Here is a 24810-nt window from a genome sequence, read left to right as displayed (position 1 = left end):
ATTATGGAGGTTAGAACATGAGTGACAGTAAAAATATGATAAAGAATACACCTGTTGTTACTGATCTACAAGTTATTCCTGTAGCAGGGCATGATAGTATGTTACTTAATTTAAGTGGAGCACACGGACCATTTTTTACACGTAATATTGTAATTTTAAAGGATAACGCAGGAAATACTGGTATTGGAGAAGTGCCAGGAGGTGAAGCTATACGTAAGACAATAGAGGATTCAAAGTCGTTAGTTGTGGGACAAAGTATTGGAAAATACAAATCAATAATTAGAAATCTAAAAGAAACCTTTTCATCTAGGGATGATGGTGGACGTGGACTTCAGACATTTGATTTGCGTACTACTATACATGCAGCTACTGCAATAGAAGCAGCATTACTTGATTTAATGGGAAAATTTCTTAATGTACCAGCCTGCGAATTATTAGGTGAAGGTCAGCAGAGAAAATCAGTTAAAGTTTTGGGATATTTATTCTTTGTAGGTGATAGGAAAAAAACAAATTTACCTTATGTAAGTGAACCTGATTCAAAGGATAATTGGTCACGATTGCGTATTGAAGAAGCAATGACTCCAGAAGCCGTTGTAAGACTGGGAGAAGCGGCACAGGAACGATATGGATTTAGGGACTTTAAATTGAAAGGTGGAGTATTAGATGGAGAAAAGGAAATAGAAGCTGTAACAGCTCTGGCTAAGCGTTTTCCAGATGCTCGTATAACTCTTGATCCAAATGGATCATGGTCATTAGATGAAGCTATAAATTTGTGCAAAAATATAAAAGGAGTTTTAGCTTATGCCGAAGATCCTTGTGGAGCTGAAAATGGTTTTTCAGGGCGTGAGGTCATGGCTGAATTTAGGAGAGCTGTTGATTTGCCTACTGCTACTAATATGATAGCTACGGACTGGAGGCAGATGGTACATTCTCTTCAGCTGCATTCAGTAGATATTCCTTTAGCTGATCCACATTTTTGGACAATGGAAGGTTCAGTGCGAGTAGCGCAAACTTGTAGAGATTTTGGACTTACCTGGGGCTCACATTCAAATAATCATTTTGATATTTCACTTGCGATGTATGCTCAAACAGCAGCTGCAGCTCCAGGAAATGTAACTGCAATTGATACACACTGGATATGGCAGGATGGTCAGTATTTGACTAAAGATCCATTTAAGATCGTAGGTGGTATGATAGATATTCCAGATAAACCAGGCTTGGGTGTAGAGATAGATATGGAACAAGTCAAGAAAGCTAATGAATTATATACAAAAATGTCATTGGGAGCACGTGATGATTCAGCTGCTATGCAATTTTTAATTCCAGGTTGGAAGTTTAACAATAAACGTCCTTGTTTAGTAAGGTAAAATATGCTTTCGTTTAGGACTGCTGTACTAAATATTAGTGCAGCAGTCCTAAATTTATATGTGTTTATGTGAAAGTATAATTATTAATACGTTATCTCTGTATTGAAGCTAGCTTTGCTTATAAATATGAGTTGAAAAAGTTATGCATATATATGAAAAAACGCCCCTGATAACGATTTAAATTTGTGCAGCTGAACATTGAATGAAATGTCGAAAAATATGATAATAAACTTGTAAACATTTATAAAAGTCTTAAGACATTAAAGTAACCTAGGTAAATAATAAGTTAATTATTAAACAATCGTGGAGGAATGAAAATATGTATACAGAAAAAAAACCTACAAAAGTACGTTTTTTGATATTGTTAATGCTTTTTGTGGCTGTTGCAATAACATATCTTGATAGAGCTAATTTATCAGTTGCAGGTACTGCAATTCAAAAACAGCTGAAAATAAATTCTACCCAGTTAGGAGTTTTATTTTCAGCATTTACATGGTCTTATGTTATAGTTCAAATACCAGTTGGAATGATATTAGATAAAATAGGAGCAAGATTCTTATATGGTGGAGCTATGGTACTGTGGGGATTTTTCACATTTGCTATGGCATTTAGTTCACAGGGATTGTTTGCAGGTATTGGTGCTTCATTTATGGTACTTATAGTTTGTAGAATATTAATTGGAATAGCTGAAGGACCTGCTTTCCCGAGCAATACAAAAATAGCTGCACTTTGGTTTCCAAGTAATGAAAGGGCTAGAGCAATAAGTATTTATTCATCCGCACAATACATAGGATTAGCAGTATTTACTCCTATATTGGCTATGATGGTTGCTAAAATAAGTTGGGAATCAGTATTTTATCTTTCTGGTGGAATTGCAATCGTTTTTGGTATCATATGGCTGGCTGTATACAGAGATCCTAAAGACAGTAAACGTATAAATCAAGAGGAATTAGATTACTTAAAAAATAACGGTGCTTACAATCCTAATGAAATTGGAGAAAAAAAGGAAGATAAGATTTCATTGGATGAAATTTTATATGTAATAAAGCAAAGAAGAGTGTGGGGAATCTTTATTACACAATTTGCGATAGCATCTACTTTATATTTTTTTATGACATGGTTTATAGTTTACCTTCAAAAAGGATTGAAATTACCAATACAAAAAGCAGGATTTATGGCAATATTACCTTATATGATGGCCATGGCAGGAGTTCTATTTGGAGGGTTTTTAAGTGATTATTTATTGAAAAAAACATCATTGACTGTAGCTCGTAAAATACCAATAGTTGCAGGATTACTTTTTACATCCATTTTATGTTTAGCAAATTTCTTTGAAAAGACACCTATTGTAGCTGTAATTATTTTATCAATTGCATTTTTCGCAAATGCAGCTTCTAACTTAGGATGGGTAGCTCTAAGTGATGTTTTACCTAAAAGTATGATAGGTAGAGTTGGAGGTGTACTTAACCTTTGTGGAAATTTATCTGGTATAGTTAGTCCAATAATTTTTGGAGTTTTACATCAAAAAACTGGTAATTTCCATTTAGCTATGGATTATACTTCTGCAGTTGCTGTTGTTGGAGCTTTGGCTTTTCTGTTTATAGTAGATAAGGTAGAACCTGTTGAATTAAGTAAAAAGTTTCATGCAAGCAAAATATGAAAGTTGTTAAGTAACAACAAAGACCTTTATTATGGCATAGGATTTGACATTGATATTAAGTTCAATGCCAAATCCTCTTTTATACATAAGAACTAGGATTAAAAATAAGTTATGCAAATAGATAAAAAGAAAATATTAAAGGCAAATGATATTTGTGCAACTGAATATTGTTTCACTTGTAAAAAAGTACAATAATAAAATAGAAATAAATAATAAAAAATAGTTGAAAAAATAGTAAACGCTTTTAATAATAAGAGTTAATTTCAATATAAAAGCTAAGTTCTTGAATAGATTTTAGGCAATAGGAGGGTTTAAACATGAAAAAGGATTTTACTATTTTGCTGGCACCAGATTCCTTCAAAGAGAGTATGACTGCAAAAGAAGCTTGTGAAGCTATGGAAAAGGGAATAAAAAAAGTAAATAAAAATATTAAGTGTATACAAGTCCCTATGGCTGATGGGGGAGAGGGAACAATGCAATCTCTTGTTGATGCTACAGGAGGAGATATATATAAATTAAAAGTAATTGGACCACTTGGAGATGAAGTAGAAGCTGAATATGGTATTTTAGGAGACGGCGAAACAGGTATTATAGAAATGGCCAGTGCAAGCGGAATAGGTCTGGTGCCAAAAGAAAAGAGAAATCCGCTCATAACAACAACTTATGGAACAGGACAATTGATAAGAGATTGTTTAAACCACAATATAAAAAAATTGTTAGTTGGCATAGGGGGAAGCTCTACTAATGATGGTGGTGTAGGTGCAATTCAAGCTCTAGGGGGAAAATTTACGAACAGAGATGGAAAGGAAATTGGATTTGGCGGCGGTGAGTTAGGTAAAATAGAAAAAATTGATTTAACAAATTTTGATGTTCGCTTGAAGGACGTCAAATTAGAAGTAGCTTGCGATGTTACTAATCCTCTCTGTGGAAAAGAAGGGGCTTCTAATGTCTTTGGACCACAAAAAGGAGCTACTCCTGAAATGATTAAAGTATTGGATGATAACTTAAAGCATTATGCTAAGATAATTAAGGAACAAATTAATGTAGATGTATTAAATATACCTGGGGCAGGTGCGGCTGGTGGATTGGGAGCTGGACTTATGGTTTTCTTAAAAGGAGAACTTAAAAACGGTATTGATATAGTTATAGAATATTCTAAGTTGGAAGAAAAAATTAAGCAAGCAGATATAGTTTTTACTGGTGAAGGTAGTATAGATTTCCAAACACAATATGGAAAAACTCCAATTGGAGTAGCTATGATAGCAAAGAAATACAATAAACCTGTAGTAGCACTGGCGGGCAGTGTTGAAAATGGTATAGATGTATTGTATGAAAAGGGTATAGATTCAATTTTTAGTATTGTTAGAGGTGTGACCACATTAGACTGTGCTCTAAAAAAAGGCAGTGAAAATATAGAGAAAACAGTTGAAAATATAATAAGATTAATGAATGTAAAATAGTTAAAATCATATATGATGAACCTTTTATTAGGTATGGAGAAATAATTGGATTTGCAAAAAAAGATTTAAAAAAGGGAAGTCGGGTAGCACACGATGAAGTTAGACTACCTAAGGCACATTTCTTAGATGAATTAAAAAGTGGTAAAATGATTGATAAATATGAACCCTTACAAGGTTACACATTTATGGGATATAAAAATGAAGATGGCAGTGTTGGAACTAAAAATATACTTGGAATAACTACAACAGTTCAATGCGTACAGGGTGTTGTCAATGTTGCAGTAGAAAGAATCAGAAATGAGCTTTTACCTAAGTACAAAAATGTTGATGCTGTTGTAGCTTTGAATCATCTATATGGATGTGGTGTTGCAATACATGGTGATAACTCTGAAATCCCTATAAGGGCAATAAGAAATTTATCCAAAAATCCTAATTTTGGTGGTCAAATGCTGACAGTATCTCTTGGATGTGAAAAATTAGTACCTACATTACTTTTTCCTGAAATAAAAGATGAAAATCTTGTCGTACTGCAGGAATGTTTTGGATTTGATAAAATGATTGATGAAATTATGAAAAGAGCAGAAAAAAACTTAAAAAGTTAAATTCAAGAGTTAGAACAAAATGTCCTGTATCTGATTTAGTAGTTGGGCTTCAGTGTGGGGGAAGTGATGCTTTTTCAGGAGTTACGGCAAACCCAGCAGTAGGATTTGCAGCAGATTTATTAGTTAGATCAGGTGCAAAGGTAATGTTTTCTGAGGTAACTGAAATCAGGGATGCAGTTCATTTGCTGGCACCTAGAACAGTTAGTGATGAAGTACTTGCAAAACTTGTTAAGGAAATGAAATGGTATGATAAATATTTGGACGAATCACATGTTGATAGAGATGCCAATCCTTCACCAGGAAATAAAAAGGGTGGACTTTTAAATGTTGTAGATAAGGCACTTGGATCGGTAGCTAAATCAGGTAGTACAAGCATAGTGGATGTATTATCTCCAGGAGAGCGTATTAGAAAAAGAGGTATGACCTATGCTGCAACACCAGCAAGTGATTTTGTTTGTGGGACAATGCAATTATCATCAGGTATGACTTTACAAGTGTTTACTACTGGAAGAGGCACTACATATAATTTAATGATTGCCCCTGTTATAAAAGTTTCAACTAATACGGCACTTAAAGAAAAATGGAATGATTTAATCGATCTAGATGCAGGTAGAATTGCCACAGGTGAAAAGACAATTGAGGAGGTTGGCTTAGAACTTTTTAAATTGATAATAGATATAGCTAGTGGAACTAAAAAAACTTATGCAGATGTACATGGAATTTATAATGCACTATCAATTTTTAATCCTGCACCAATTACGTGATAATTGCCTTGATGACAAAATAGTAGATGGATGTAGATTATAAAATGTTATGCATATATATAAAATAGTTTGCTAGTAATAAATTATATTTGTGCAAATGAACATTGAATGATAAATGCAAAGGTATGATAATATTATTATAAAATAGAAATACAGGAGGATTGACTTATGAAAGTAGGATTTATCGGACTTGGAATAATGGGAAAACCAATGTCAAAGAATTTAATAAAAGCAGGTTATGATCTTGTAGTTTATAATCGCAGTAAGGCATCAGAAGAAGAACTCGAAAAAGCAGGAGCTGAAAGAGGAGCTTCACCAAAAGATGTTGCAGCTAAAAGTGATGTTATAATAACGATGCTTCCAAATTCTCCACAGGTTAAAGAAGTTGTCTTGGGAGAAAATGGTGTTATTGAGGGAATAAAAAAGGGTTCTGTATTTATTGATATGAGTTCCATAGCACCACTTGTTTCTAGAGAAATAGCCAAAAAATTAGAAGAAAAGGGAATTGACATGTTGGATGCTCCAGTAAGTGGTGGAGAACCAAAAGCTATTGATGGAAGTTTATCTATGATGGTAGGCGGAAAGAAAGAAGTTTTTGAAAAATATAAAGATTTGCTTTTGAAGATGGGTACAAGTGCAGTACTATGCGGTGATGTTGGTGCAGGAAATGTAACAAAGTTAGCAAACCAGGTAATTGTTGCATTAAATATAGCAGCTATGTCAGAAGCTTTTGTACTAGGAACTAAAGCTGGAGTATCTCCAGAATTAATATACAATGCTATTCGTGGAGGACTAGCTGGAAGTACTGTATTAGATGCTAAAGCTCCAATGGTACTAGACAGAAATTTCAAACCAGGATTCAAAATTGACCTACATATAAAAGATTTAAAGAATGCTGTTGAAACTGCAGCAGGAGTAGGAGCACCTCTTTTCCTTACAAATCAAGTATTAGAAATGCTTAGAAACTTGCATTTAGATGGAGAAGGGCAAAGCGATCATTCTGCTCTAGTAAAATTCTATGAGAAATTAGGAAAAGTTGAAGTAACTAAATAATTTTGCAGGAATCTAGTTTTAATTTTAGCTAGATTCCTTTTTCATATATTTACTAATCTTAAGATAGATGCATATAATTATAAAAAATCATTTCTATAGTAAGCAATTAAAATATTCACTTGCATTTTAGAACAGAAATAGAGCTATTGAATATAATAACTAATGGTAGTAAATAAAAAAGGAGCGTATATATATTTGAGTATATATGTAGTCCGTCCAGGGGATTCTACATGGTCTATAGCTAGAAAATTTGGAGTTTCTCCGGACAGTATAATAAAGACTAACGACCTCAATCCAAGGGAAAGTTTAGTAGTTGGACAATCAATTGTAATTCCATCAAGGGAAAGAGCCTATAGGGTTAAAGCAGGAGATTCACTATGGTCTATATCTCAAAAATTTGGAGTTTCCGTAAACAGCATACTAAATTTAAATAACATGTCAAGTTCTTCTGCCATTTATCCAGGTATGATAATTAGGATACCTGAAAAATCCAAAAACTATGGAACTATTGAAACAAATGGTTTTATACAACCTTCTACTGATGAAAAAGAAACTAGAATTGTAATTGATGCAGCACCATATCTAACTTATATAACTCCTTTTAGTCATCATATTACTGCAGATGGGGGATTGACTCCACTTAGAGATGAAACGATTATTGCGGTTGGAAAAAATAATAGGGTTGCACCACTACTTTCAGTTACAAATTTATCTGGAAAAAATTTTGATACTGAATTGATAGGAAGCTTCCTTAATGATGATAAAGCTCAGAATAATCTTATAAATAATATGATAGATATGATGAGGAGAAAAGGTTATTATGGAACTATAGTAGATTTTGAAAGGATTCCACCAGAAGACAGAACAAAGTATAACCGATTCCTTGAGAAATTAGTAGCAAGGCTTCACCCACTGGGATATGTAGTCGGAACTGCATTGGCACCTAAAACATATGATGTAAAAGCTGGTGCATGGCATGGAGCCCACGATTACAGTGCTCACGGCAGAATAGTTGATTTTGTAATAATAATGACTTACGAATGGGGTTGGTCAGGTGGTGCTGACCAGAATAATTAGTATCATTGTTTTAGAAAGACATGAAGTTCATTCTTATCACTATCCCATATGATTTTATCGAATATTATTTTAGATAATCTTCTTTTCTCTTCCATAGACTCAGTTACCAAGAACTGTTTGATACTATTGTAAAGCAAATTAATATTTGCTTTATCATTTGCACTAAATAATTTTTCCCTTTCAAGCTTTAAGCGCTCCTCCTTTAATGCATTGTTTTCCTGTGTGAGATTTTCTATTCTTGCAACTAAAGGCTTGGATGCATCTTTTGAAAGAAGTATCATTTTATCTACAAGACTTTCTATTGCTTTACTGTTAGAAGCAATTTTTTTATTGATGGTTTTTATATCAAAAACTGCAGTAGATTTTTTCCTATTTTTATTACAGTATTCCACTAATTTTTTCTTATCGCTCATACATTCAAGAAATGTATTGATTTTATTTTCAGCATAATCTACTCTTAGTGAAAGGTTATTACAGCCTTCTTGCCTGTATCTTTTCCCACTGCAAGTGAAATAATATCTTCTAGTTCCATTTTTCCTTTGGCTACTTGGGGAAACTCCCATACCAGAACCACATCTACATTTCATTATTCCTCCTGTAAGAAAGGTGAAACTGCTTTCATGTGGATGGGGGGCGACTGTTTTTCCTTTCAGTTGATTTTGCACAGAAATCCATAAATCTAAATTTACCACTGCTTCATGTTTGGAAACACCAACCAATTTGTTTTTATCTTTCCATCCCTTTATGCCATTGTATCGTGGTCTACGGTTATATGGCAAGAATCCACATCCGTTTGGTTCCCCATAGACAGTATAGCCACTGTTCATTAAATATTCAACAGACTGTTTTGTAGCTTCTAAATAAGTTGGATTAGTAAGAATACCATAAATAGTTTTAGGGTTATATTTGAGGCCTTTAAGTTTAAAATATTTATGTATTTCAAAAGCGGTATATCCTGCTGAATATTTTTTGAACATTTCTTTTACGTCACCAGCTTCTCTTTCTTTCTTTAAATAAGATACTTCTTTGCCACCTTCCTTTACTTTTTCTACTGAATATCCTGTTGGTACGGTACCCCCACTCCAGTGTCCCAATTTTGCGAGTTCTTTCATGTTATCTTTTACTCTTTGTGCTATGTTCATTCTTTCCATTTCAGCAAAAGATGCTAAAAGCATCATCATCATTTTTCCGATAGGGGTGGAAGGATCAAAACCTTCAGTTACGGATACAAGTTTTACATTTAATTTTTCAAGTTTATCAAATACATTAACAAAATCAACTATGTTTCTAGCTATACGATCCACTTTGTATACGGCTACTATATCGAATTGTTTTATTTTAACCAGCTGCATCATTCGCTTAAAGTCAGGTCTGTCTGTGTTTTTACCTGAAAAACCCTCATCTTCAAATATTTCAAATCGACATTTTTCATTTTCTCTTTCAAAATATCTTTTGCAAATTGCTATTTGATTTTTAATACTTTCGCCTGTATCTGTTTCTACAGATTTACGGCTGTATATAGCTATTCTTAACAATTTAAATTCTCCTTTCGAATAATTATTTTTTGTAAATACAAGAAATATGGTGAATAACATCGCTAAATTCATGTTTAACGAACTTATAAAAGATGGCTGAACTTTAATAAATTTACCAAGCCAAGTTTTGAGGTAAAGTATAAAATTATTTTATATTTTCATTTGTTTATTTGTTTAATAGAAGGTATTTATATTTAAAATGTGATTATTAATAATGATAAAAGAAAATGAAATTTAAAGACAGCAATTTTTAGATTTAAAAGTTATAGCGTTTACTTATTTGGTCTATAAAAATTTATTTACTAAAGACCTGATGTATTCTGGCATACAAATATTATTTAAGTTAAACTTATTTATGTTATTATATATTTTAAAAGAGCAGGCAGCAAACAAATCAGCATCATATTCCTCTTTTAATTTACTTATTGAATTTGACCTATCTAATAAAATTATACCCCTGTGATCCAATATGCAGTGGCCTGTTTCATGTAGTACTACAAATTGTTTTTCAGCCCCCTTGAGTTCAGAATTTACTCTTATTATTTTTTTCTTACCTGATATGTATATATAATATCCGTTTATATTTTTGCAAAGAGGAACATATTTAAAGTCTGCAGACTTTAACCTAGTTTTAATAATTCCTTCAGGATTTGATGTACCAGCCTTTTTTATTAGTCGTTTTACTTTCCTTTGAATATATTCTTCAATAAACATAATTATCCCATCCCCTGAAACGAAATTTAACTATTTCTTGTTTTTTCTATACTTTTTAGGTGTATACTTTTTCCTATTTTTTAAAGTAAGAGATTGTAGTGCCGAGTTTATACTTGCTTCAAGAATTTTATAATCTTCATCCTCAAGAGAATTCTTATTTTTTGATAGAGAAATGGATAGATTATTTACTATGTCTTGAGCTTGTTTATCCAATTTTTCCTGTTCTTTCACTGAAAGGGTAGGAGTGAATTCATCTCCATCGGTATCATTTTTTTCGTCAAAGAACTCATTTACAGAGACATTTAAGGCATCTGCTATTTTTTGAAGTGAATCCATAGAGGGATTCTTTTTTTCTCCTCTTTCTAAAGAACTAAGGTAACCAGCACTTATCCCAGCTTTTCTTGCAGTTTCATTTAGTCCTAACTTATTAGTTAGTCTTATTTTTTTAATGTTATTACCAATCATTTTATTTATCTCCTTAATGTTTTCTTATAGAATACATTATATTCTGACAGAGAATTAAAGTCAATAATGAATGGGAGATTTTTAAAGCAATTCTCTAATGGAATATGATTATTTAATACTGTTGTACTCTGAAGGAGCATTAAAGACTCGATGTTCTCTGAAAGAATATGATATTATACTCTCACAGGAAACAAAGGGAAGAAAAGTAATTGAATAAAATAAAAGCATTAAGAGAAAAGCTCAGAATATCAATATATGATATTGCTAAAGTTACAGGATTGGCACCCAGCTATGTTTCAAATTTAGAGCATGGGAGAAGAACTAATCCAAGCTTGGAAGTAATGCAGAAAATATCGTCGGCATTAGGTGAGAAAGTTGAAGAAGTGTTTAAGCTTAACCAAGAACCTGATAAAAAAGCCAGGATGAATATACTCAAATAGAAAGTTTTAAAACATAAATTTTTTTATAAAAACTTTCAAAAAAAGTAACCATAAATAGTCTATCTGAATAATATGATATTAGTGATTTTAGGAGGGATTTCGTGGGGAAAAGAGTGAATAATGCGGATGACATAAAATTAATTGTTATGAATCCAGAGTGTATACCTGCAGCTCAAGAAAGAATGTTTGAATTTTTCTATGAAAGATTTATGAGAGAGCAACATAAAAAAGAAGAAAGCAGCGAACTTAAAGATGCAAAATAATTTACAAGGCTGAAAAGCCTTTTTATAAAAATTATTTTACTAAAAAATAGACATACTTTATCAATATATTTTATGCAGGTAAATAAAATGTGTGACTAAAAAATTTAAACAACTTTTAATAGTAGGTTGAAGCTAAATATTCTTAAAAATTGGATATGTTACTAAAAAATGAGGGGAAGTGAAAGGAATAATAAGAAATTATTTTGGGATAAAAGCATTGAAATAACTGACCAAGAATTTAAAGAAGTTTTGCAGATAACTACAGATGACATAAGAGAAAATAGGGTTAAATTTGGTAAAAGAACAAGCTTAAAACAGGTATTTATTGTATTTCAGATAAGTTTGAGATTACTAAGAGATGTTGAAGGGAGAAAATATGAAAGATAAAAAGTTAGTAAAACTAGAGAAACAAAATGAAAATCTTAAAGAACTTTTAAGAGAAGGATTAAAACTTATAGAGAATTACAGGGAAAGTGCAAAGTATTGGGAGAGAATGTACAATCAATTAGATAATTGCAAATAAAATACTGATAGTAAAAAGGAGTTGAATATGGGAGCACATATGGAAAGTAAGGAATCAGATGACATGGAGTATATAAGTATGAGTATCATAATTGTTGTATTTTCAGGGCTTATTATGTATGGGTTATTGATGCTCGTATTTTTATTAGTTGTATAAGTAATTTACATTAAAAACACTGGTGGTGAAACTCTAATGTTAGTTGATATTGATAAAGTGATTGTTGATAAAAGAATAAGAAAAGATTTTGGAAATATTACTGAATTAGCTGAAGATATCAAAGAAAACGGTCTTATAAATCCACCGGTTGTTACCCCAAAGTTTCAACTTATAGCTGGTGAAAGAAGATTAAGGGCAAAGGAAGATTAATTGCATGGATTAATAATTACGTAAGGGGAAAATGTAAAAGACTAGGTGTTATCTCAAGATATAAATATGAAAGGCCTGAGGATTTTGTAGGTGGTATATGGCAGGCAAACAGTTTTGCCTCTTTTGCTCAATTCATGAAAGAGATACTAACAGATTTCCAGTTTACTAAAAATAGAAAAATATCTGATGAATTTAAGAGGCCTTTTCTAAATGAAGACTGGTACTGGGAAGCTTTGTCTATAAGTGGACTAAAACTTTTGGAGGATTTGTATAAACACGATGCCCTTCAAACTAATATCGCAAAAGCTTATATGAGACAGGTTATACTTTCAAGAGATTTATTAGGCAAAGTAGGATTAATAATTGGAAGGTCAACTAAAACCCATGATGCAAAAGATATAAAACAGCAGCTGGAAAATGTATTTGAAATTACATTTAAAGGTCAACTAAAATCAGCTTTTGACATATTTAAAAATTATGAAGAATACAAGATATATATGAAATTTAGGCAGCCTATTTTAAGTAATCTTAGAACAATTTATTTAGAAAATCAAAGTGCAAGATTACAAAACAATGAATAAAAATAAGTGTGCCAATAATATTTTTAGGGGTGGTATTTATGGAATATTTGATAGTGAATGAAGATATAACAACAGTTAAAGTAGATGTCATTGTCAATGAAAGTAATGGTGTAGGTTATATGGGAGGAATTTTAGGAAAGAAATTTAAGTTAAGAGGGACAACACAGTCTATACAATATGCTACAAGAGGAAGCGTTGAAAGAGAAGCTGAAAGGATATGTAAAAGCAGACGTAGAAGGAAAAAGCATTTACCTGGATGCAGATTTGGATATAATCCTGGAGAAATATTTGTAACCAATGCAGGTAATTTAGAAGCAAAATATATTATTCATGCTGTTACAGTGAGGTTACCTGGAATGCATTCAAATATAAATATAGTTAAAAAATTAATTCCTAAAATTATCTCAAAAGCTTATGAACTTGATGTAAATTCAATAGCTGTTCCCCTTATTGGAATTCAGTCAGGAAGGATTCCTAAAGATGAAGTAATCATGTTTTATAAAGAATTTTTTAGATGTGTCAGATGCGTACACGTAGTTATCGTGGACAGGTTTTAGAATAACATTCTATAGATAATGAGGAGATAATTATGGAGAATTATATAAAATGTAGGGTGGTAAATGTAGGAAAGTATTTGGTAGCTAATAAAGCAACAGTGAGGCAAACTGCAGAAATATTTTCTTCTTCTAGAAGTACCATATTTAATGATTGTACAAAGAGATTGCCTGTTTTAGATCCTGGGCTTGCAAAAGAAGTGAGAAAAGTTCTTGATTTCAATAAAAGTCAGAGAAGTATACGTGGGGGACAAGCATTAAAAGAGAGATATTTATTAGCGTATACATAAGATAGTCTTTATTTAGCGGAGGAGTAATTTATGAATGTACTTTTATTTAATGAATATCCAATAGTAATAAATCGTGCTTTAGCAAAAATAATAGGGTTGAATGAAAGTATAGTGCTCCAGCAGTTGAATTATTGGATAGAGAATAATAAAAAGAAAAATATAAATTTTCATGATGGATATTTCTGGACATATAACAGCATGAAAAAATGGCATGAGGATGCTTTTGATTTTTGGAGCCTTGATACACTTAAAAGAGCTTTCAAATCCCTAGAGAACAAAGAATTGATAATAACAGGTAATTATAACAAGGAAGCTAGGGATAGAACAAAGTGGTATACAATAAATTTCGAAAAGTTGGAGGGTATCAGCCAATGCATTAGTGCAAAATGCACCAACCATTACCAAAGACTTCTACAGAGATTAACACAGAGACTTCAGAAGATATATACATAAATCAAAAACAGGAAAGTTTGTTAAGTGAAAAAGATACGGATTTAAATAAAGTTCCCTATGATGAAATATTTAATATTTTTAATCAAACATGTGTGTCACTTCCCAAGGTAATTAAACTTACCTCTGTTAGATGTGCACAGATAAAAGCAAGATGGAAAGAGTATAATTCCATAGGTACGTTTATAAAAGTATTTAAAATGGCTGAAGAAAGTGACTTCTTATCTGGAAAAAATAATAAATGGGCAGGTTGCTGCTTTGATTGGCTTATGCAAAAAGATAAGTTTATTCAAGTATTGGAAGGCAATTATAGAAATATACAGGGATCTAATAATTTTAAACCTAGAGATAATGCTGTTGAATATTATAAAGAGCTTGAAAAGGTAACACAGCAAAGATTAATTGGGGAAGATAACGAGAATGCAGATATGGAGGAAACTGTAGATAATAAGGCTATTATTGAAAACATGAAAAACAAGGCAAGAAATGGATGATAAATAGATTCGAAGAAGGAGTGCATTTAGAACCATGGATAACTTAAAAAAAATTGTGGAAAGTAATATAGGATTAGTGGCAGATATAAGTAAATCATATTTCAAATTTGGATATGATGATATTTTTCAAGTTGGGTGTATTGGTCTTATAAAGGCAGTTCAGGACTTTGATGTGCATAAGGGTTAAAAGTTTCTATATTTTCTAACAAACTATACAAAAATATAGATATGTAGATATTATGGTATAATTTTTATATTAAATAATTCGTGATGCTAATCAAATGTGCCATATCTAATAAATTAGTATCAAAGAGTTATTTGAAATACATATGAATGACGAAAGGCGTATATTTAATGAATATTGAGAAAAAAATTGATTTAAGAAAAAAGAGTAGAATTCTAAAGTTTACTAAACGATTTGTATTATTTTTAATATGCATTCTTATGATTGGATATTCTTATCAAAAGGTTGGGATATATTTAGATAATAAAAAATACTCACCTCCAGGACAATTAGTTAAAGTAAATGGACAAGATATGCATGTTTTTAGTAAAGGGACTGGAAAACAAACAGTAGTTTTTGCATCTGGAAATGGTGTTTCATGCCCTTATGTGAATTTTTACCCTTTATATAGTGAAGTTTCAAAATATGCTAAAGTAGTGGTATATGATAGACCTGGTACTGGATGGAGTCAAAGTACAAAATCATCAAGAGACATTGACACAATTGTTGATGAAATACATACTGTATTAGAAAAATCAGGACAGAAGCCTCCCTATATTTTTGTTGCACACTCTTTAGGTTCTTTAGAAACAATAGGATTTACACAAAAATATAAAGGTGAAGTTAGAGGCATAGTCTTTATAGACTCCGGAAATCCTGAATTTTACAAAGATAACCCTTTATCAAGTCCTAATTATGGAACTACAAAGCTGCTCAAAAACTTTGGAGTTCTTCGTGTATTATTTCAAACAACTAATATGTATAAAACATTAAGTGCAGATAAAAATGGAATGAATTTGATACCAAAAGACTTACAAAAATTAGATATGGCTATGACATTAAAGAACATTGTAAATGATGATGGGTTAAATGAATTAAAAAATTCTACCATTAATGCAAAATCAGTATTAAAAAATGGAAAGTTAGGTAATATACCTATTAGAATTTTTACATCTCAAAGTAATAGTACTATTTCTCCTGCTTGGCGCAAAAGCCAAATTGAATTTAAAGATTGGTCAAGTGATAGTGATCAAACAATTGTTAGTGGTTCAAAACATTATATACATTTATATTCTCCACAAATTATAAATAAGTCAATAATAGACCTTATAAACCATAAATAAATCTAGGTGCTTTATCATTATTAATATCACAACTGAAAAAACGAACAATTTACTAGAACACTATATTATTCAAACCTGAATTTTATGGTGTTTTTTATGTTCGTAATACAAATATTTTAGGAAGGAATGAAAGTGATGGATAAACCACGTTGTTACGGAAAGATGGATTGGATTCTAAAGTATCCAGAAGATGAAACATCAAAAGAAAGTATATGTGATTGCTAGTTTACTAATAGTTTTTTAAGAATTACGAGAAACAAAGAAAAAAGTATTAAAGTAAAGGTATAGGTTGAAAAGTCTGATATTGAAAAGAGAATCAAGAAAAAATAGAAACCGGGGGGTTTCATCCCCTGGCACGAGAATATTTATACAATTAAATTGTATATTAAGGAAAGTGTGAAAATTTTTATTGATATAGAGGTTAAAAATAAATTTTGATATTTATATTAATATTATGTACAAAATTGGATTGTTTATACATGAGATTTAAGGGATGATGTTGCGAAAGTATTAAATTGGATATAAAATGCTGAAATGTAAGTGTCGTTCTAGAGATACATATGAGTCTTAGTTTTGAGGAAAGAGAAGGATAAGAGGCCCTTATATGTGGTTTAAATAAAATAAATGATATTGGAATTATATTCCAAAGAAGAAATAAGTTATGAAGAATATAGAATATTATATGAATCTTAATTATAAAATTGAAATTATAAAAGATGAGGAGGGTGGATATGTGTTAAGGTACCCAGAATTGAAGGGGTGTATTACTTGTGCAGATACGATTGACGAAGGAATAAATCTTTTAAATGATACAAAAAAAGCTGGATAGAAGCAGTATTAGAAGATAGTATACCAATACTAGAGCTATTAGAAGAAGGAAACTTTTTAGGACAATTTAAATTGGGAATGCCTAAATCATTGCATAAGGAATTAATGGAGAAATCAAAACAGGAAGGTACAAGTATGAATCAATATTGTTTATATCTTTTGAGTAAGGAAGTAGCAGTTCAAAGTAAAAACTAAATAGCAAAATAAATAAAATCTAATATGTTGTACAAATAAAGATAAGCACTGGTTAAAGTTGGCACTTATTCTTATATTATTTACAGGATATTTAAAAAGTAAATAAATAATTTACTTGTATGACATTAAATCGTAACAAATACCATATATAATTATAAGTGTCCTAAGGAAATAGCCTTAGCGGAAATGAAAATAAAGTATTTACATATATGAAAGAAAAGTAAAAGTAATTATTCTTCTCGTGTCTGTAGTTGCAGGGCACGTTAAAATTAAGTGCAACTGCCACAAGAAAGTATAAAAAATTAGATCCCCAATTATTGTTGTAAGATAGGCATCCGTCATTTAGGGTGCTTATTTTGCGTAATAAAAAAGATGGATATTGAAGTCAAAGATAAAAAGTGTAGATTTTTTAGTATTGAATAATGACGGAACCTATATGAAGTTGAGCAGCGGAAAAGGATGTACAAGCACTTTAAGTTGAGGTATTCAGGCATTGATTTAAAAGTGTTAAAAGACGTGTAAGTTAATATGCAAAATATAATAATGTAGTGTAAAATGTAATTAATGTAAGCTAATGCAAAATAGTAAATTATTATGACATACAGATGTCATAATTGATATATTACAATAGAACATGGATAGAAAATTTGTGGAGATGATAATATTGAATTTATGTATGAAAAAACGAAAGAGTTTCCACATATGTGGATATTTAGTAGAAACAAGTTTGAAAACCTGTGAAAAAGACTTATCTAACCTGTGGAATGATTTTAATATCAAAAAAGAGGAGCTATTTAATGTATTTGGTTATAGAAATGATTTCTATGGACTAATGTGGTCTACAGAAAATCAAAAATATTGTTATCTTATTGGTATTGAAGTTAATTGCATAGATAAAACACCCACAGGAGCTTGTTGCAAGTATATCCCTGGTACAAACTATGCTGTAGTTTGTGTACCACCAACTATGTCCGCTGTAGAAGCATGGACAGAGTATTATGAGAAAATTCTTCCTGAAGCTGGATATATTCCTAACTCTAAACATGGTATGAATTTTGAGTATTATCCTAATGGAAGCAAAGAAACTTATGAGTTGTGGACACCTATAATAGAGAGGTGATAATGATGTATAAAAGTATAGTTGAGAGATTTTTTGATAAAAGTACAACACCTACATCTTTGCAAATAGATAATCTTTTAGGAAAAGATGCTGTTTCCAGATTAATTAAATTTGAAAGCTTTTTAAAAAATAATTATTTTATAATACGAGAATTAAAATTTCCATTTGGCAACAATTATGGTTGGGGATACAAGTATACCTGTAAAAGTAAGCTTTTATGTTATGTATTTTTTGAAAAAGGCTCATTTACTGTCACAATAACAATAGGTAAAAGTGAGTTAAAAAGACTGTACCAAGAGTTAGACAATATGCTTCCTAAAACAAGAGATTTATGGGAAAACCGGTATCCTTGCGGTGACGGGGGTTGGATGCATTATCGGATAGAAAATGATAGTGAATTGCTAGACGTTGAAAAACTTATTTGCATTAAGAAAAAACCAAAACAGAAATAACATATATAACTTTAATTTGGATAATTTTTATCTTGTGACGCAAGAGCAATTTATTGTTCATCAATTTTTTGTGATTTGGATACTATAATATTATACACAAATTTAGAAATATAAAAGGAGTGTATCAGCATGAATGACAAAAAAGATGTTTTAGATAATGGTCCTTTTTTTCATGGTACTAAAGCAGAACTAAAAACTGGAGATTTATTAGAACCACAACACTTATCAAATTACCAAAATAAAAAATCTAACTACATTTACTTTACTGCAACATTAAATGCTGCAAAATGGGGTGCCGAATTAGCTATATCTAAATCAAAAGAGAGAATTTATATTGTAGAACCATTAGGTGAATTTGAAAATGACCCGAACTTAACTGACAAAAGATTTCCTGGAAATCCAACACGTTCTTATAGGTCTAAATCTTCTTTGAAAATAATAGCAGAATTAAGTTCATGGGAAAGACATTCTGATGAAGAAATAAATCATATGCTTTCATCTTTAAAAAAGTTAAGTGATGAAGGGAAAAATGTAATATACGATTAATCTATAATTCACAACATTGCAAGGCAATTGGTGAACCATTTTCCTATTTCATGTAACAATTAAAAAGCTAATAATTTATTGAAATGCCGTATTATTTTAAAAATTTTACGGCGTTTTTACGTTCATAATACAAATATATTACAAATTGGTTAGGAAAAATTGAATAGTACGGTGGTGCGACACGTTGCTAATTGAAAAGATTAGCTACTAATTTCATTGAATTAGCAGAACTGATAATCTGAAAAGTCGAATGAAAGAGTAACGTCTTGAAGGGCTATTCTAATACTGACCTTTCCCCAATAAAATAGACATCTTAAACTCGTAATATCTCTTTATTTTGTAGATTACCATAATTTTTTAATTTTTATGCTGCTTTTGATTTCTTATTTAAATTGTTATAATATTTTTCAGGCGTTACATAACCATTAGAAGCATGTATTCTTTGCCTATTATAAAATATCTCAACATATTCAAATACAGCAGCACGAGCTTCTTCACGTGTTTTAAAGTGATTTCCATAAAGCCATTCACATTTCATTTTACCCCAGAATGATTCCATAGGAGCATTATCCCAGCAGTTACCTTTACGAGACATACTGCATATAAATCCATACTTATTTATTAAATTTTGGTAGTCATTTGAGCAATATTGTGACCCTCTGTCCGAATGTAGAATAACACCAGTTGGCCTTCCTGCACGTTGATATGCGTCATTTAATGCGTTGATTACTAATTCTTTTGTCATTCTTTCATTCATAGATAAACCAACTATTCTTTGTCCACACAAATCCATTACTGCTGCTATATAAAGCCATCCTTCATTTGTTCACAGATATGTAATATCACTAACCATTTTTTCATTAGGTTTATCCACAGTAAAATTTCGATTAAGAATATTTTTTGCTACTGGAAATTTATGATTTGAATTAGTAGTAGCCTTAAATTTCTTTGAAGCCCTTGATTTTATGCCATTTTCATTCATGATACGTTCTACTCTTTTATGATTAATAGGTTTATCACTTTTCATATTTACTATTTTAGTAATTTTAACAGAACCGAATACATTTCTATTTTCCTTGTGGATTGTTTGAATTTGTTCTAATAACTGTTTATTTTCCTTTGATCTTTGACTTTCAGGTCTTTTATCCCATGCATAGCAACTGCTTCTTGACACGCTTAAAACCTTGCATAGCTTTGCTATTCTGTATTTATGGCAACTAGCCTTGATAAACTCAAACCTCTTTATTTTAGGTTCTTGGCGAAGTAGGCTGCCGCTTTTTTTAATATTTCATTTTCCTCTTTAAGATCTCTAATTTCTTTTTCTCATCTTCTTAATTTCTCATCTTCAGGCTTAAGACGTCCACTGCCAGGAAAAGGTGTATCAGGTGATTCCCTATACTTCTTTACCAATCCATGCATTGTTGTTGGTCTTACTCCTAATTCTGTTGCTATCTTATTTAATGATTCTCCAGATTTCTCTAATCTTTTTATTGCTTCAATTTTAAATTCTACACTATATTGTTTTTTCATAACTCTACCATTCCTTTCACTTTTAATATAACACGAGTTCCTCGTGTCTATCAAAGTGGGTAAGGGTCATACTGCAATTAAAAAATAATCTTAACACAATTGGTGAAACTATCTCCTTCTTACAAGAATTTATTCAAGTAAAAGTTAATAATGTTCTTTATATTATTAATTTAGCATCAAAAGATTGTAAAAGTAAACAGGTAAATGATGCTACAAACCTTATAGCAACAACCATTTGGGATAAGTTAAGTGCTTAAAGCTATTGATTTTTCAATGTTCTTTTTGTGTTGCGTAAGTACTGTAACTTAAGACTTTTTTATCATAAAAATTTATAGATACCCCCCAAAAGCATTAATAGCTTACGTATTGTAAATATGTACGATTAAAATTCGATTTTATTTTTTAAAAAATTTATTTATAAAGTAAAATTTGTAGACAATTGTCAAAGTGAATCGTCAAATAAAAAATATATTAGTCATAATGTGTTAGGGGAGAATAAATTTATGAAAAATACAAAACATTTATTGATAGTAGCATCAATAGCAGCTGGAATAACTTTAGTAGGACAATCTGTACATGCTCAGCAAGTAACAACTACTAAAATATCCAAAGTAACTACATATAACTATAATGAATATTCTACAGTAACTGTTAAGTTAAACGATAAAAGCGATATTGTTAAACATATACAGGGTACTTTAAATCTATATTTCGGATCCGGACTTGCAGAAGATGGAGTGTATGGGAAATTTACAGAAGATGCTGTTAAAAGTGTACAGAAAAAATTAGGGGTAAATGTTGATGGTATCTTTGGACCTGAAACCGCTAAAGTATTATTAAAGTATGTTAATAATACTTCTGTAGATGACAAAAATGGATTTAGTCCAGTGTCTGTTAATATTCAAGAACAACTTGTATCTTTAGGTTATAACTTAAATGCAAATGGAAATTTATCTAGTTATGATACAATATTAGCTATAAAACAGTTCCAAAAAGCAAATAACTTACCTGTAACTGGAAAAGCAGATATGAAATTATTAAATAAACTTAGTAAAGAGGATAAAATTAAACCTGTCTCTGATACTGACTATTATATATCAGTAAATTCTTCTGATCATTTATGTAGAATTTATCAAAAAATAAATGGTAAATGGAAAGAAATTAAGTGTTTTGATATTCTTTCAGGAAAGGTTAATAAAGGAGAGTATGCATCTGGACTCCATGGTAAAGAGATAAAATTTAATAAAGTAACGATGAAGAACTTTACTCAAATCGATGGTCTACATGTTTTTTATTCATCCGAAAAAGAATTAGGATATGGTTTAAGGATTTCTGATGAAAGTGCTAAATTTTTAAGTAGGATACCGTATAAAACAGCTATCAAAGTATTTTAAAAATTAATGTTTAAAACTTATAGTTTTCACCACAATTTCTGAGCGTATAAATAATTTATGAACAAACTAAAGAACAGAAATAAATTGCTATTGAAGTTGCACAATAACTTACAACTGTGAATCTCTCTTTAATTCATTGTCTTTATATAAATAACAGCATGAACTGTAAAATTTATGCCTAAAATAGGTTATATCATAGAATTTGACGTGCAATATACGTATATGTATATGGAACAGGATGCTGATATTGTGGCAGATATATTATATAATGGTGAGGGATCATAAATGGAGCTACAAGATTATAGCTCCATTTTATATTTATATTTATTTCGTATAATAAAAACATTTCGACCTATTTTATACTCTTAATACTAAAGCTAATCAGATAATATTAAATAAGAATATGCTGATCTCTCTTTACAAATAATAAAAAAGAAAAATTTCATATAAGTTGGAGGAATGATTAAATGTCAAAAGATTTTTTAACTGCTGTTGCAGACAGACGTACATTCTATGGAATTGGCAAGGAAACTGTAGTTTCAGACGATAGAATTAAAGAAATCATAGACCATACTGTTAAACATACCCCATCCGCATTTAACTCGCAAAGTGCAAGGATAGTTCTATTATTAGGAAATCATCATGATAAATTATGGAATATTACAAAAGAAGCATTAAGAAAGGTTGTATCAGCCGATCAATTTAGTGATACTGAAAATAAAATAAATTCATTTAAAAGTGGATATGGTACAGTTTTATTCTTTGAAGATAATAGTGTAATAGAGTCTCTTCAACAACAATTTGCTCGCTATAAAGATAACTTCCCAATTTGGTCTCAACAAGCAAGTGGAATGCACCAATTTGTTATTTGGACTGCATTAGAAGTCGAAGGATTTGGAGTATCACTACAACACTATAACGAACTTATTGAACATGATGTAAAAAAAGAATGGAGTATACCAAGCAATTGGAAGTTAATTGCACAAATGCCATTCGGAAAGCCAACGGCACAACCAGATGAAAAACAGTTCCAACCATTAGAAGACCGTGTTAAGGTATTTAAATAGACTGTACTTTAATAAGTTATAGACTTAATATTATTTCAATAAAAGCCCATACAGTTATTGCATGAGCTTTTATTGAAAGATTTATAACGTGAATAATCTTATGTAATAAAATAGTTATGAGCTTCCATAATAATTTAAAAACGTTACTATCTTTTTATATATGCACTGTTGGTTCAAGTATTGTCAATGTATTGTTATAAGTGTTAAGGTTAGCTTGAGCACCTATAGGTATAGCCATCTTGTATATGCCATGTCCTGATGCTAAATTTGTCATAAGAGGTTTATTCAATGGCACCATAACTTCATTAATTAAATCTTCATATGACTTACCATATGCAGGCTCACAATTTGTGCATTCACCCATAATAATACCTGCACAATCCCTAATTTTACCTGCTAATATTAAATGTTCTATATGCCTGTAGACCGTATTAATAGGTGCATTAACTTCTTCAATTAAGAGTATCTTTCCTCTGGTATCAACTTCAAATGGGGTGCCAAGATTATCTACAAAGGATGTAAGGTTACCTCCTACGATAGCCCCCGTTACATTTCCAGGGACCCTACTTATTAGAGGCATTCCAGGAGGATTTTCAAGTTTCCTTGGTGAGGTAAGTGTAGACGTAGCAGTGAAAAACTGATTCATATTGTATGCAGGAGTAGTCGATTTAAAGTCTATTAAAAGGAGACTATGAAAAGTAATTAAGTTAGCCAACATATACAAAACATTTAATAAAATTGTTACATCACTGTACCCTGTGACAATTTTAGGATTCTGTGCGATGACATTGTAGTCAAGATATGGTATAATACCTGCAACACCTACTCCACCTCTTGAGGGTATAATAGCCTTCACATCAGGGTTTTTAAACATTTCCATCAAATCGGAGACCCTCTGTGGTTCTGTGGCTGCAATATATCCACTATAAGAATACACATATTTTCCTACAATTACATTAAAGCCCATATTCTTAAGAGTTTGTATACCAGCATTAATGATATTTGCAGATAATGGACTTCCTAAAGTAACTATTCCGATTGTATCTCCTGCACGTAAAATTTGTGGTCTTATTGCCATACTCATTCACCTTCTAAATAAATTAATATTATATGAAATTACTCAAATAGTTGCTAATTAATAATATAATGTTCATTACTGCTTGCCTATTTATACATTATATGAACTATACCCGATTTGATATACATCTAAGAAATTTGCTACATGATTAAGGATACTTTCAGATGTACCTTCATTTAACTACCCAGTATGTTAATAACATTAAAAATAAAAGTGTCCTCAGTAATTTACTATTATGAATTCCTCTTTAATCTTTTATATTTATATGAATGTAATATAAGCTATAAAACTCAATATCACGTTTTTATACATGAGGTTAAGCATATAATTGATGATATGCCTAAAGTAGGTTATATCATAGGACTAGACATGCAGCATACATATATGGAGAACTCTGCTGACATTGTGGCAGATAAATTATATAATAGTCAGGAATCATAAATGGAGCTATATTATGTATAGCTCCATTTTTTATTGTCAAGAAAACCACCGGTAATGCCGGTGGATAAAAGGGCTTAAGCTCTGAACAATAAAAACCCCCTATGATATAATTTGAACGACTGACAATCGCAAAAATTAAAATATCATAGGGAGG

30 protein-coding genes and 2 pseudogenes are annotated in these 24810 nt (G+C 30.9%); 27 read left to right on the top strand and 5 right to left on the bottom strand.

Going from position 1 to position 24810, the window contains the following annotated elements:
* Window positions 1–17: 17 nt before the first annotated feature.
* The 7 genes and pseudogenes from gudD to WY13_RS09450 all read left to right on the top strand — a co-directional run bounded on the left by gudD (window position 18) and on the right by WY13_RS09450 (window position 7983).
* The gene (gudD, locus tag WY13_RS09480; protein WP_063555438.1) at window positions 18–1367 is read left to right on the top strand and encodes a glucarate dehydratase; all 1350 of its coding nucleotides are present in this window, start codon (window positions 18–20) and stop codon (window positions 1365–1367) included.
* A gap of 319 nt (window positions 1368–1686) precedes the next feature.
* Window positions 1687–3027 carry an MFS transporter gene (locus tag WY13_RS09475; RefSeq protein ID WP_063555437.1) on the top strand — a complete coding sequence of 447 codons (1341 nt, stop codon included), beginning with the start codon at window positions 1687–1689 and terminating at the stop codon, window positions 3025–3027.
* Between the two features lie 317 nt (window positions 3028–3344).
* The gene (locus tag WY13_RS09470) at window positions 3345–4487 is read left to right on the top strand and encodes a glycerate kinase family protein (protein WP_063555436.1); all 1143 of its coding nucleotides are present in this window, start codon (window positions 3345–3347) and stop codon (window positions 4485–4487) included.
* Window positions 4488–4633: 146 nt separating this feature from the next.
* The gene (locus tag WY13_RS21805; RefSeq protein ID WP_063555435.1) at window positions 4634–5089 is read left to right on the top strand and encodes a UxaA family hydrolase; all 456 of its coding nucleotides are present in this window, start codon (window positions 4634–4636) and stop codon (window positions 5087–5089) included.
* A gap of 86 nt (window positions 5090–5175) precedes the next feature.
* A pseudogene (gene garD, locus WY13_RS21800) lies at window positions 5176–5853 on the top strand (galactarate dehydratase); the annotation flags it as partial.
* 168 nt (window positions 5854–6021) lie between these two features.
* Window positions 6022–6906, top strand: coding sequence for a 2-hydroxy-3-oxopropionate reductase (gene garR / locus WY13_RS09455; protein WP_063555433.1), 885 nt, complete (start codon window positions 6022–6024; stop codon window positions 6904–6906).
* Window positions 6907–7068: 162 nt separating this feature from the next.
* Window positions 7069–7983, top strand: a complete 915-nt coding sequence (locus WY13_RS09450; protein WP_242866426.1) for a LysM peptidoglycan-binding domain-containing protein — start codon at window positions 7069–7071, stop codon at window positions 7981–7983.
* Window positions 7984–7985: 2 nt separating this feature from the next.
* On the opposite strand, the gene WY13_RS09445 is transcribed toward WY13_RS09450, so the two are convergent.
* From WY13_RS09445 to WY13_RS09435, 3 genes are all read right to left on the bottom strand, one after another.
* Window positions 7986–9518 carry a recombinase family protein gene (locus WY13_RS09445; RefSeq protein WP_063555432.1) on the bottom strand — a complete coding sequence of 511 codons (1533 nt, stop codon included), beginning with the start codon at window positions 9516–9518 and terminating at the stop codon, window positions 7986–7988.
* A 285-nt stretch (window positions 9519–9803) separates the two neighbouring features.
* Window positions 9804–10232, bottom strand: a complete 429-nt coding sequence (locus WY13_RS09440) for an ImmA/IrrE family metallo-endopeptidase (RefSeq protein ID WP_063555431.1) — start codon at window positions 10230–10232, stop codon at window positions 9804–9806.
* Between the two features lie 30 nt (window positions 10233–10262).
* Window positions 10263–10697 carry a helix-turn-helix domain-containing protein gene (locus tag WY13_RS09435; protein ID WP_063555430.1) on the bottom strand — a complete coding sequence of 145 codons (435 nt, stop codon included), beginning with the start codon at window positions 10695–10697 and terminating at the stop codon, window positions 10263–10265.
* Between the two features lie 209 nt (window positions 10698–10906).
* On the opposite strand from WY13_RS09435, the gene WY13_RS09430 reads away from it, so the two are divergent.
* The 18 genes from WY13_RS09430 to arr all read left to right on the top strand — a co-directional run bounded on the left by WY13_RS09430 (window position 10907) and on the right by arr (window position 19146).
* Window positions 10907–11137 (top strand): helix-turn-helix transcriptional regulator, encoded by a 231-nt coding sequence (locus tag WY13_RS09430; RefSeq protein ID WP_063555429.1) that lies wholly within the window; start codon window positions 10907–10909, stop codon window positions 11135–11137.
* 101 nt (window positions 11138–11238) lie between these two features.
* A complete protein-coding gene (locus tag WY13_RS20960; RefSeq protein WP_156499013.1) occupies window positions 11239–11400 on the top strand; it encodes a hypothetical protein in 162 nt (53 codons plus the stop codon).
* A gap of 168 nt (window positions 11401–11568) precedes the next feature.
* Window positions 11569–11787 carry a hypothetical protein gene (locus WY13_RS09425; RefSeq protein WP_063555428.1) on the top strand — a complete coding sequence of 73 codons (219 nt, stop codon included), beginning with the start codon at window positions 11569–11571 and terminating at the stop codon, window positions 11785–11787.
* On the top strand, window positions 11777–11923 hold the full coding sequence (locus WY13_RS20955; protein WP_156499012.1) for a hypothetical protein: 147 nt from the start codon (window positions 11777–11779) through the stop codon (window positions 11921–11923). Before WY13_RS09425 ends, WY13_RS20955 begins: the two co-directional genes overlap by 11 nt.
* 27 nt (window positions 11924–11950) lie before the next feature.
* Complete coding sequence (locus WY13_RS22085) at window positions 11951–12079, top strand: hypothetical protein (RefSeq protein WP_278321782.1); 129 nt, start codon at window positions 11951–11953, stop codon at window positions 12077–12079.
* 36 nt (window positions 12080–12115) lie between these two features.
* Window positions 12116–12289 (top strand): ParB N-terminal domain-containing protein, encoded by a 174-nt coding sequence (locus tag WY13_RS20510; protein WP_082848458.1) that lies wholly within the window; start codon window positions 12116–12118, stop codon window positions 12287–12289.
* A gap of 134 nt (window positions 12290–12423) precedes the next feature.
* Window positions 12424–12870, top strand: coding sequence for a hypothetical protein (locus tag WY13_RS09420; protein ID WP_063555427.1), 447 nt, complete (start codon window positions 12424–12426; stop codon window positions 12868–12870).
* Window positions 12871–12908: 38 nt separating this feature from the next.
* On the top strand, window positions 12909–13427 hold the full coding sequence (locus tag WY13_RS09415) for a macro domain-containing protein (RefSeq protein ID WP_063555426.1): 519 nt from the start codon (window positions 12909–12911) through the stop codon (window positions 13425–13427).
* 32 nt (window positions 13428–13459) lie between these two features.
* Window positions 13460–13714, top strand: a complete 255-nt coding sequence (locus WY13_RS09410; protein WP_063555425.1) for a sporulation transcriptional regulator SpoIIID — start codon at window positions 13460–13462, stop codon at window positions 13712–13714.
* Between the two features lie 30 nt (window positions 13715–13744).
* Window positions 13745–14167, top strand: a complete 423-nt coding sequence (locus tag WY13_RS09405; RefSeq protein ID WP_063555424.1) for a hypothetical protein — start codon at window positions 13745–13747, stop codon at window positions 14165–14167.
* Window positions 14101–14658 (top strand): hypothetical protein, encoded by a 558-nt coding sequence (locus WY13_RS09400; RefSeq protein ID WP_063555423.1) that lies wholly within the window; start codon window positions 14101–14103, stop codon window positions 14656–14658. The genes WY13_RS09405 and WY13_RS09400 overlap by 67 nt, the downstream gene beginning before the upstream one ends.
* Window positions 14659–14692: 34 nt before the next feature.
* Window positions 14693–14845 (top strand): hypothetical protein, encoded by a 153-nt coding sequence (locus tag WY13_RS20950; protein ID WP_156499010.1) that lies wholly within the window; start codon window positions 14693–14695, stop codon window positions 14843–14845.
* Window positions 14846–15012: 167 nt separating this feature from the next.
* Entirely contained in the window at window positions 15013–16005 is a 993-nt protein-coding gene (locus WY13_RS09395; protein WP_063555422.1) for an alpha/beta fold hydrolase, read from the top strand.
* A 661-nt stretch (window positions 16006–16666) separates the two neighbouring features.
* Window positions 16667–16834: a type II toxin-antitoxin system HicB family antitoxin gene (locus WY13_RS22185; RefSeq protein ID WP_347459229.1), complete on the top strand. Its 168-nt coding sequence runs from the start codon at window positions 16667–16669 to the stop codon at window positions 16832–16834.
* Between the two features lie 77 nt (window positions 16835–16911).
* On the top strand, window positions 16912–17028 hold the full coding sequence (locus tag WY13_RS22300; RefSeq protein ID WP_431602437.1) for a hypothetical protein: 117 nt from the start codon (window positions 16912–16914) through the stop codon (window positions 17026–17028).
* A 676-nt stretch (window positions 17029–17704) separates the two neighbouring features.
* Window positions 17705–18148: a GyrI-like domain-containing protein gene (locus tag WY13_RS09385; protein WP_204377959.1), complete on the top strand. Its 444-nt coding sequence runs from the start codon at window positions 17705–17707 to the stop codon at window positions 18146–18148.
* 2 nt (window positions 18149–18150) lie between these two features.
* Window positions 18151–18600: a DUF3788 family protein gene (locus WY13_RS09380; protein WP_242866424.1), complete on the top strand. Its 450-nt coding sequence runs from the start codon at window positions 18151–18153 to the stop codon at window positions 18598–18600.
* Between the two features lie 129 nt (window positions 18601–18729).
* Window positions 18730–19146 carry an NAD(+)--rifampin ADP-ribosyltransferase gene (arr, locus tag WY13_RS09375; RefSeq protein ID WP_063555420.1) on the top strand — a complete coding sequence of 139 codons (417 nt, stop codon included), beginning with the start codon at window positions 18730–18732 and terminating at the stop codon, window positions 19144–19146.
* 364 nt (window positions 19147–19510) lie between these two features.
* Here arr and WY13_RS09370 read toward each other — a convergent pair.
* Window positions 19511–20676 (bottom strand): annotated as a pseudogene (locus tag WY13_RS09370) (IS3 family transposase).
* Window positions 20677–21179: 503 nt separating this feature from the next.
* On the opposite strand from WY13_RS09370, the gene WY13_RS09360 reads away from it, so the two are divergent.
* On the top strand, window positions 21180–22070 hold the full coding sequence (locus WY13_RS09360; RefSeq protein WP_063555419.1) for a peptidoglycan-binding domain-containing protein: 891 nt from the start codon (window positions 21180–21182) through the stop codon (window positions 22068–22070).
* A gap of 467 nt (window positions 22071–22537) precedes the next feature.
* Window positions 22538–23137 carry a nitroreductase family protein gene (locus WY13_RS09355; RefSeq protein WP_063555418.1) on the top strand — a complete coding sequence of 200 codons (600 nt, stop codon included), beginning with the start codon at window positions 22538–22540 and terminating at the stop codon, window positions 23135–23137.
* 154 nt (window positions 23138–23291) lie between these two features.
* On the opposite strand, the gene WY13_RS09350 is transcribed toward WY13_RS09355, so the two are convergent.
* Window positions 23292–24215, bottom strand: a complete 924-nt coding sequence (locus WY13_RS09350) for a S66 peptidase family protein (protein WP_063555417.1) — start codon at window positions 24213–24215, stop codon at window positions 23292–23294.
* Window positions 24216–24810: the final 595 nt, after the last annotated feature.

The organism is Clostridium ljungdahlii (genome assembly GCF_001636845.1).
Taxonomy (GTDB): domain Bacteria; phylum Bacillota; class Clostridia; order Clostridiales; family Clostridiaceae; genus Clostridium_B; species Clostridium_B ljungdahlii_A.
Note: the sequence above shows the minus strand (reverse complement) of the source record. Positions and strands in the feature narration are given on the sequence as shown.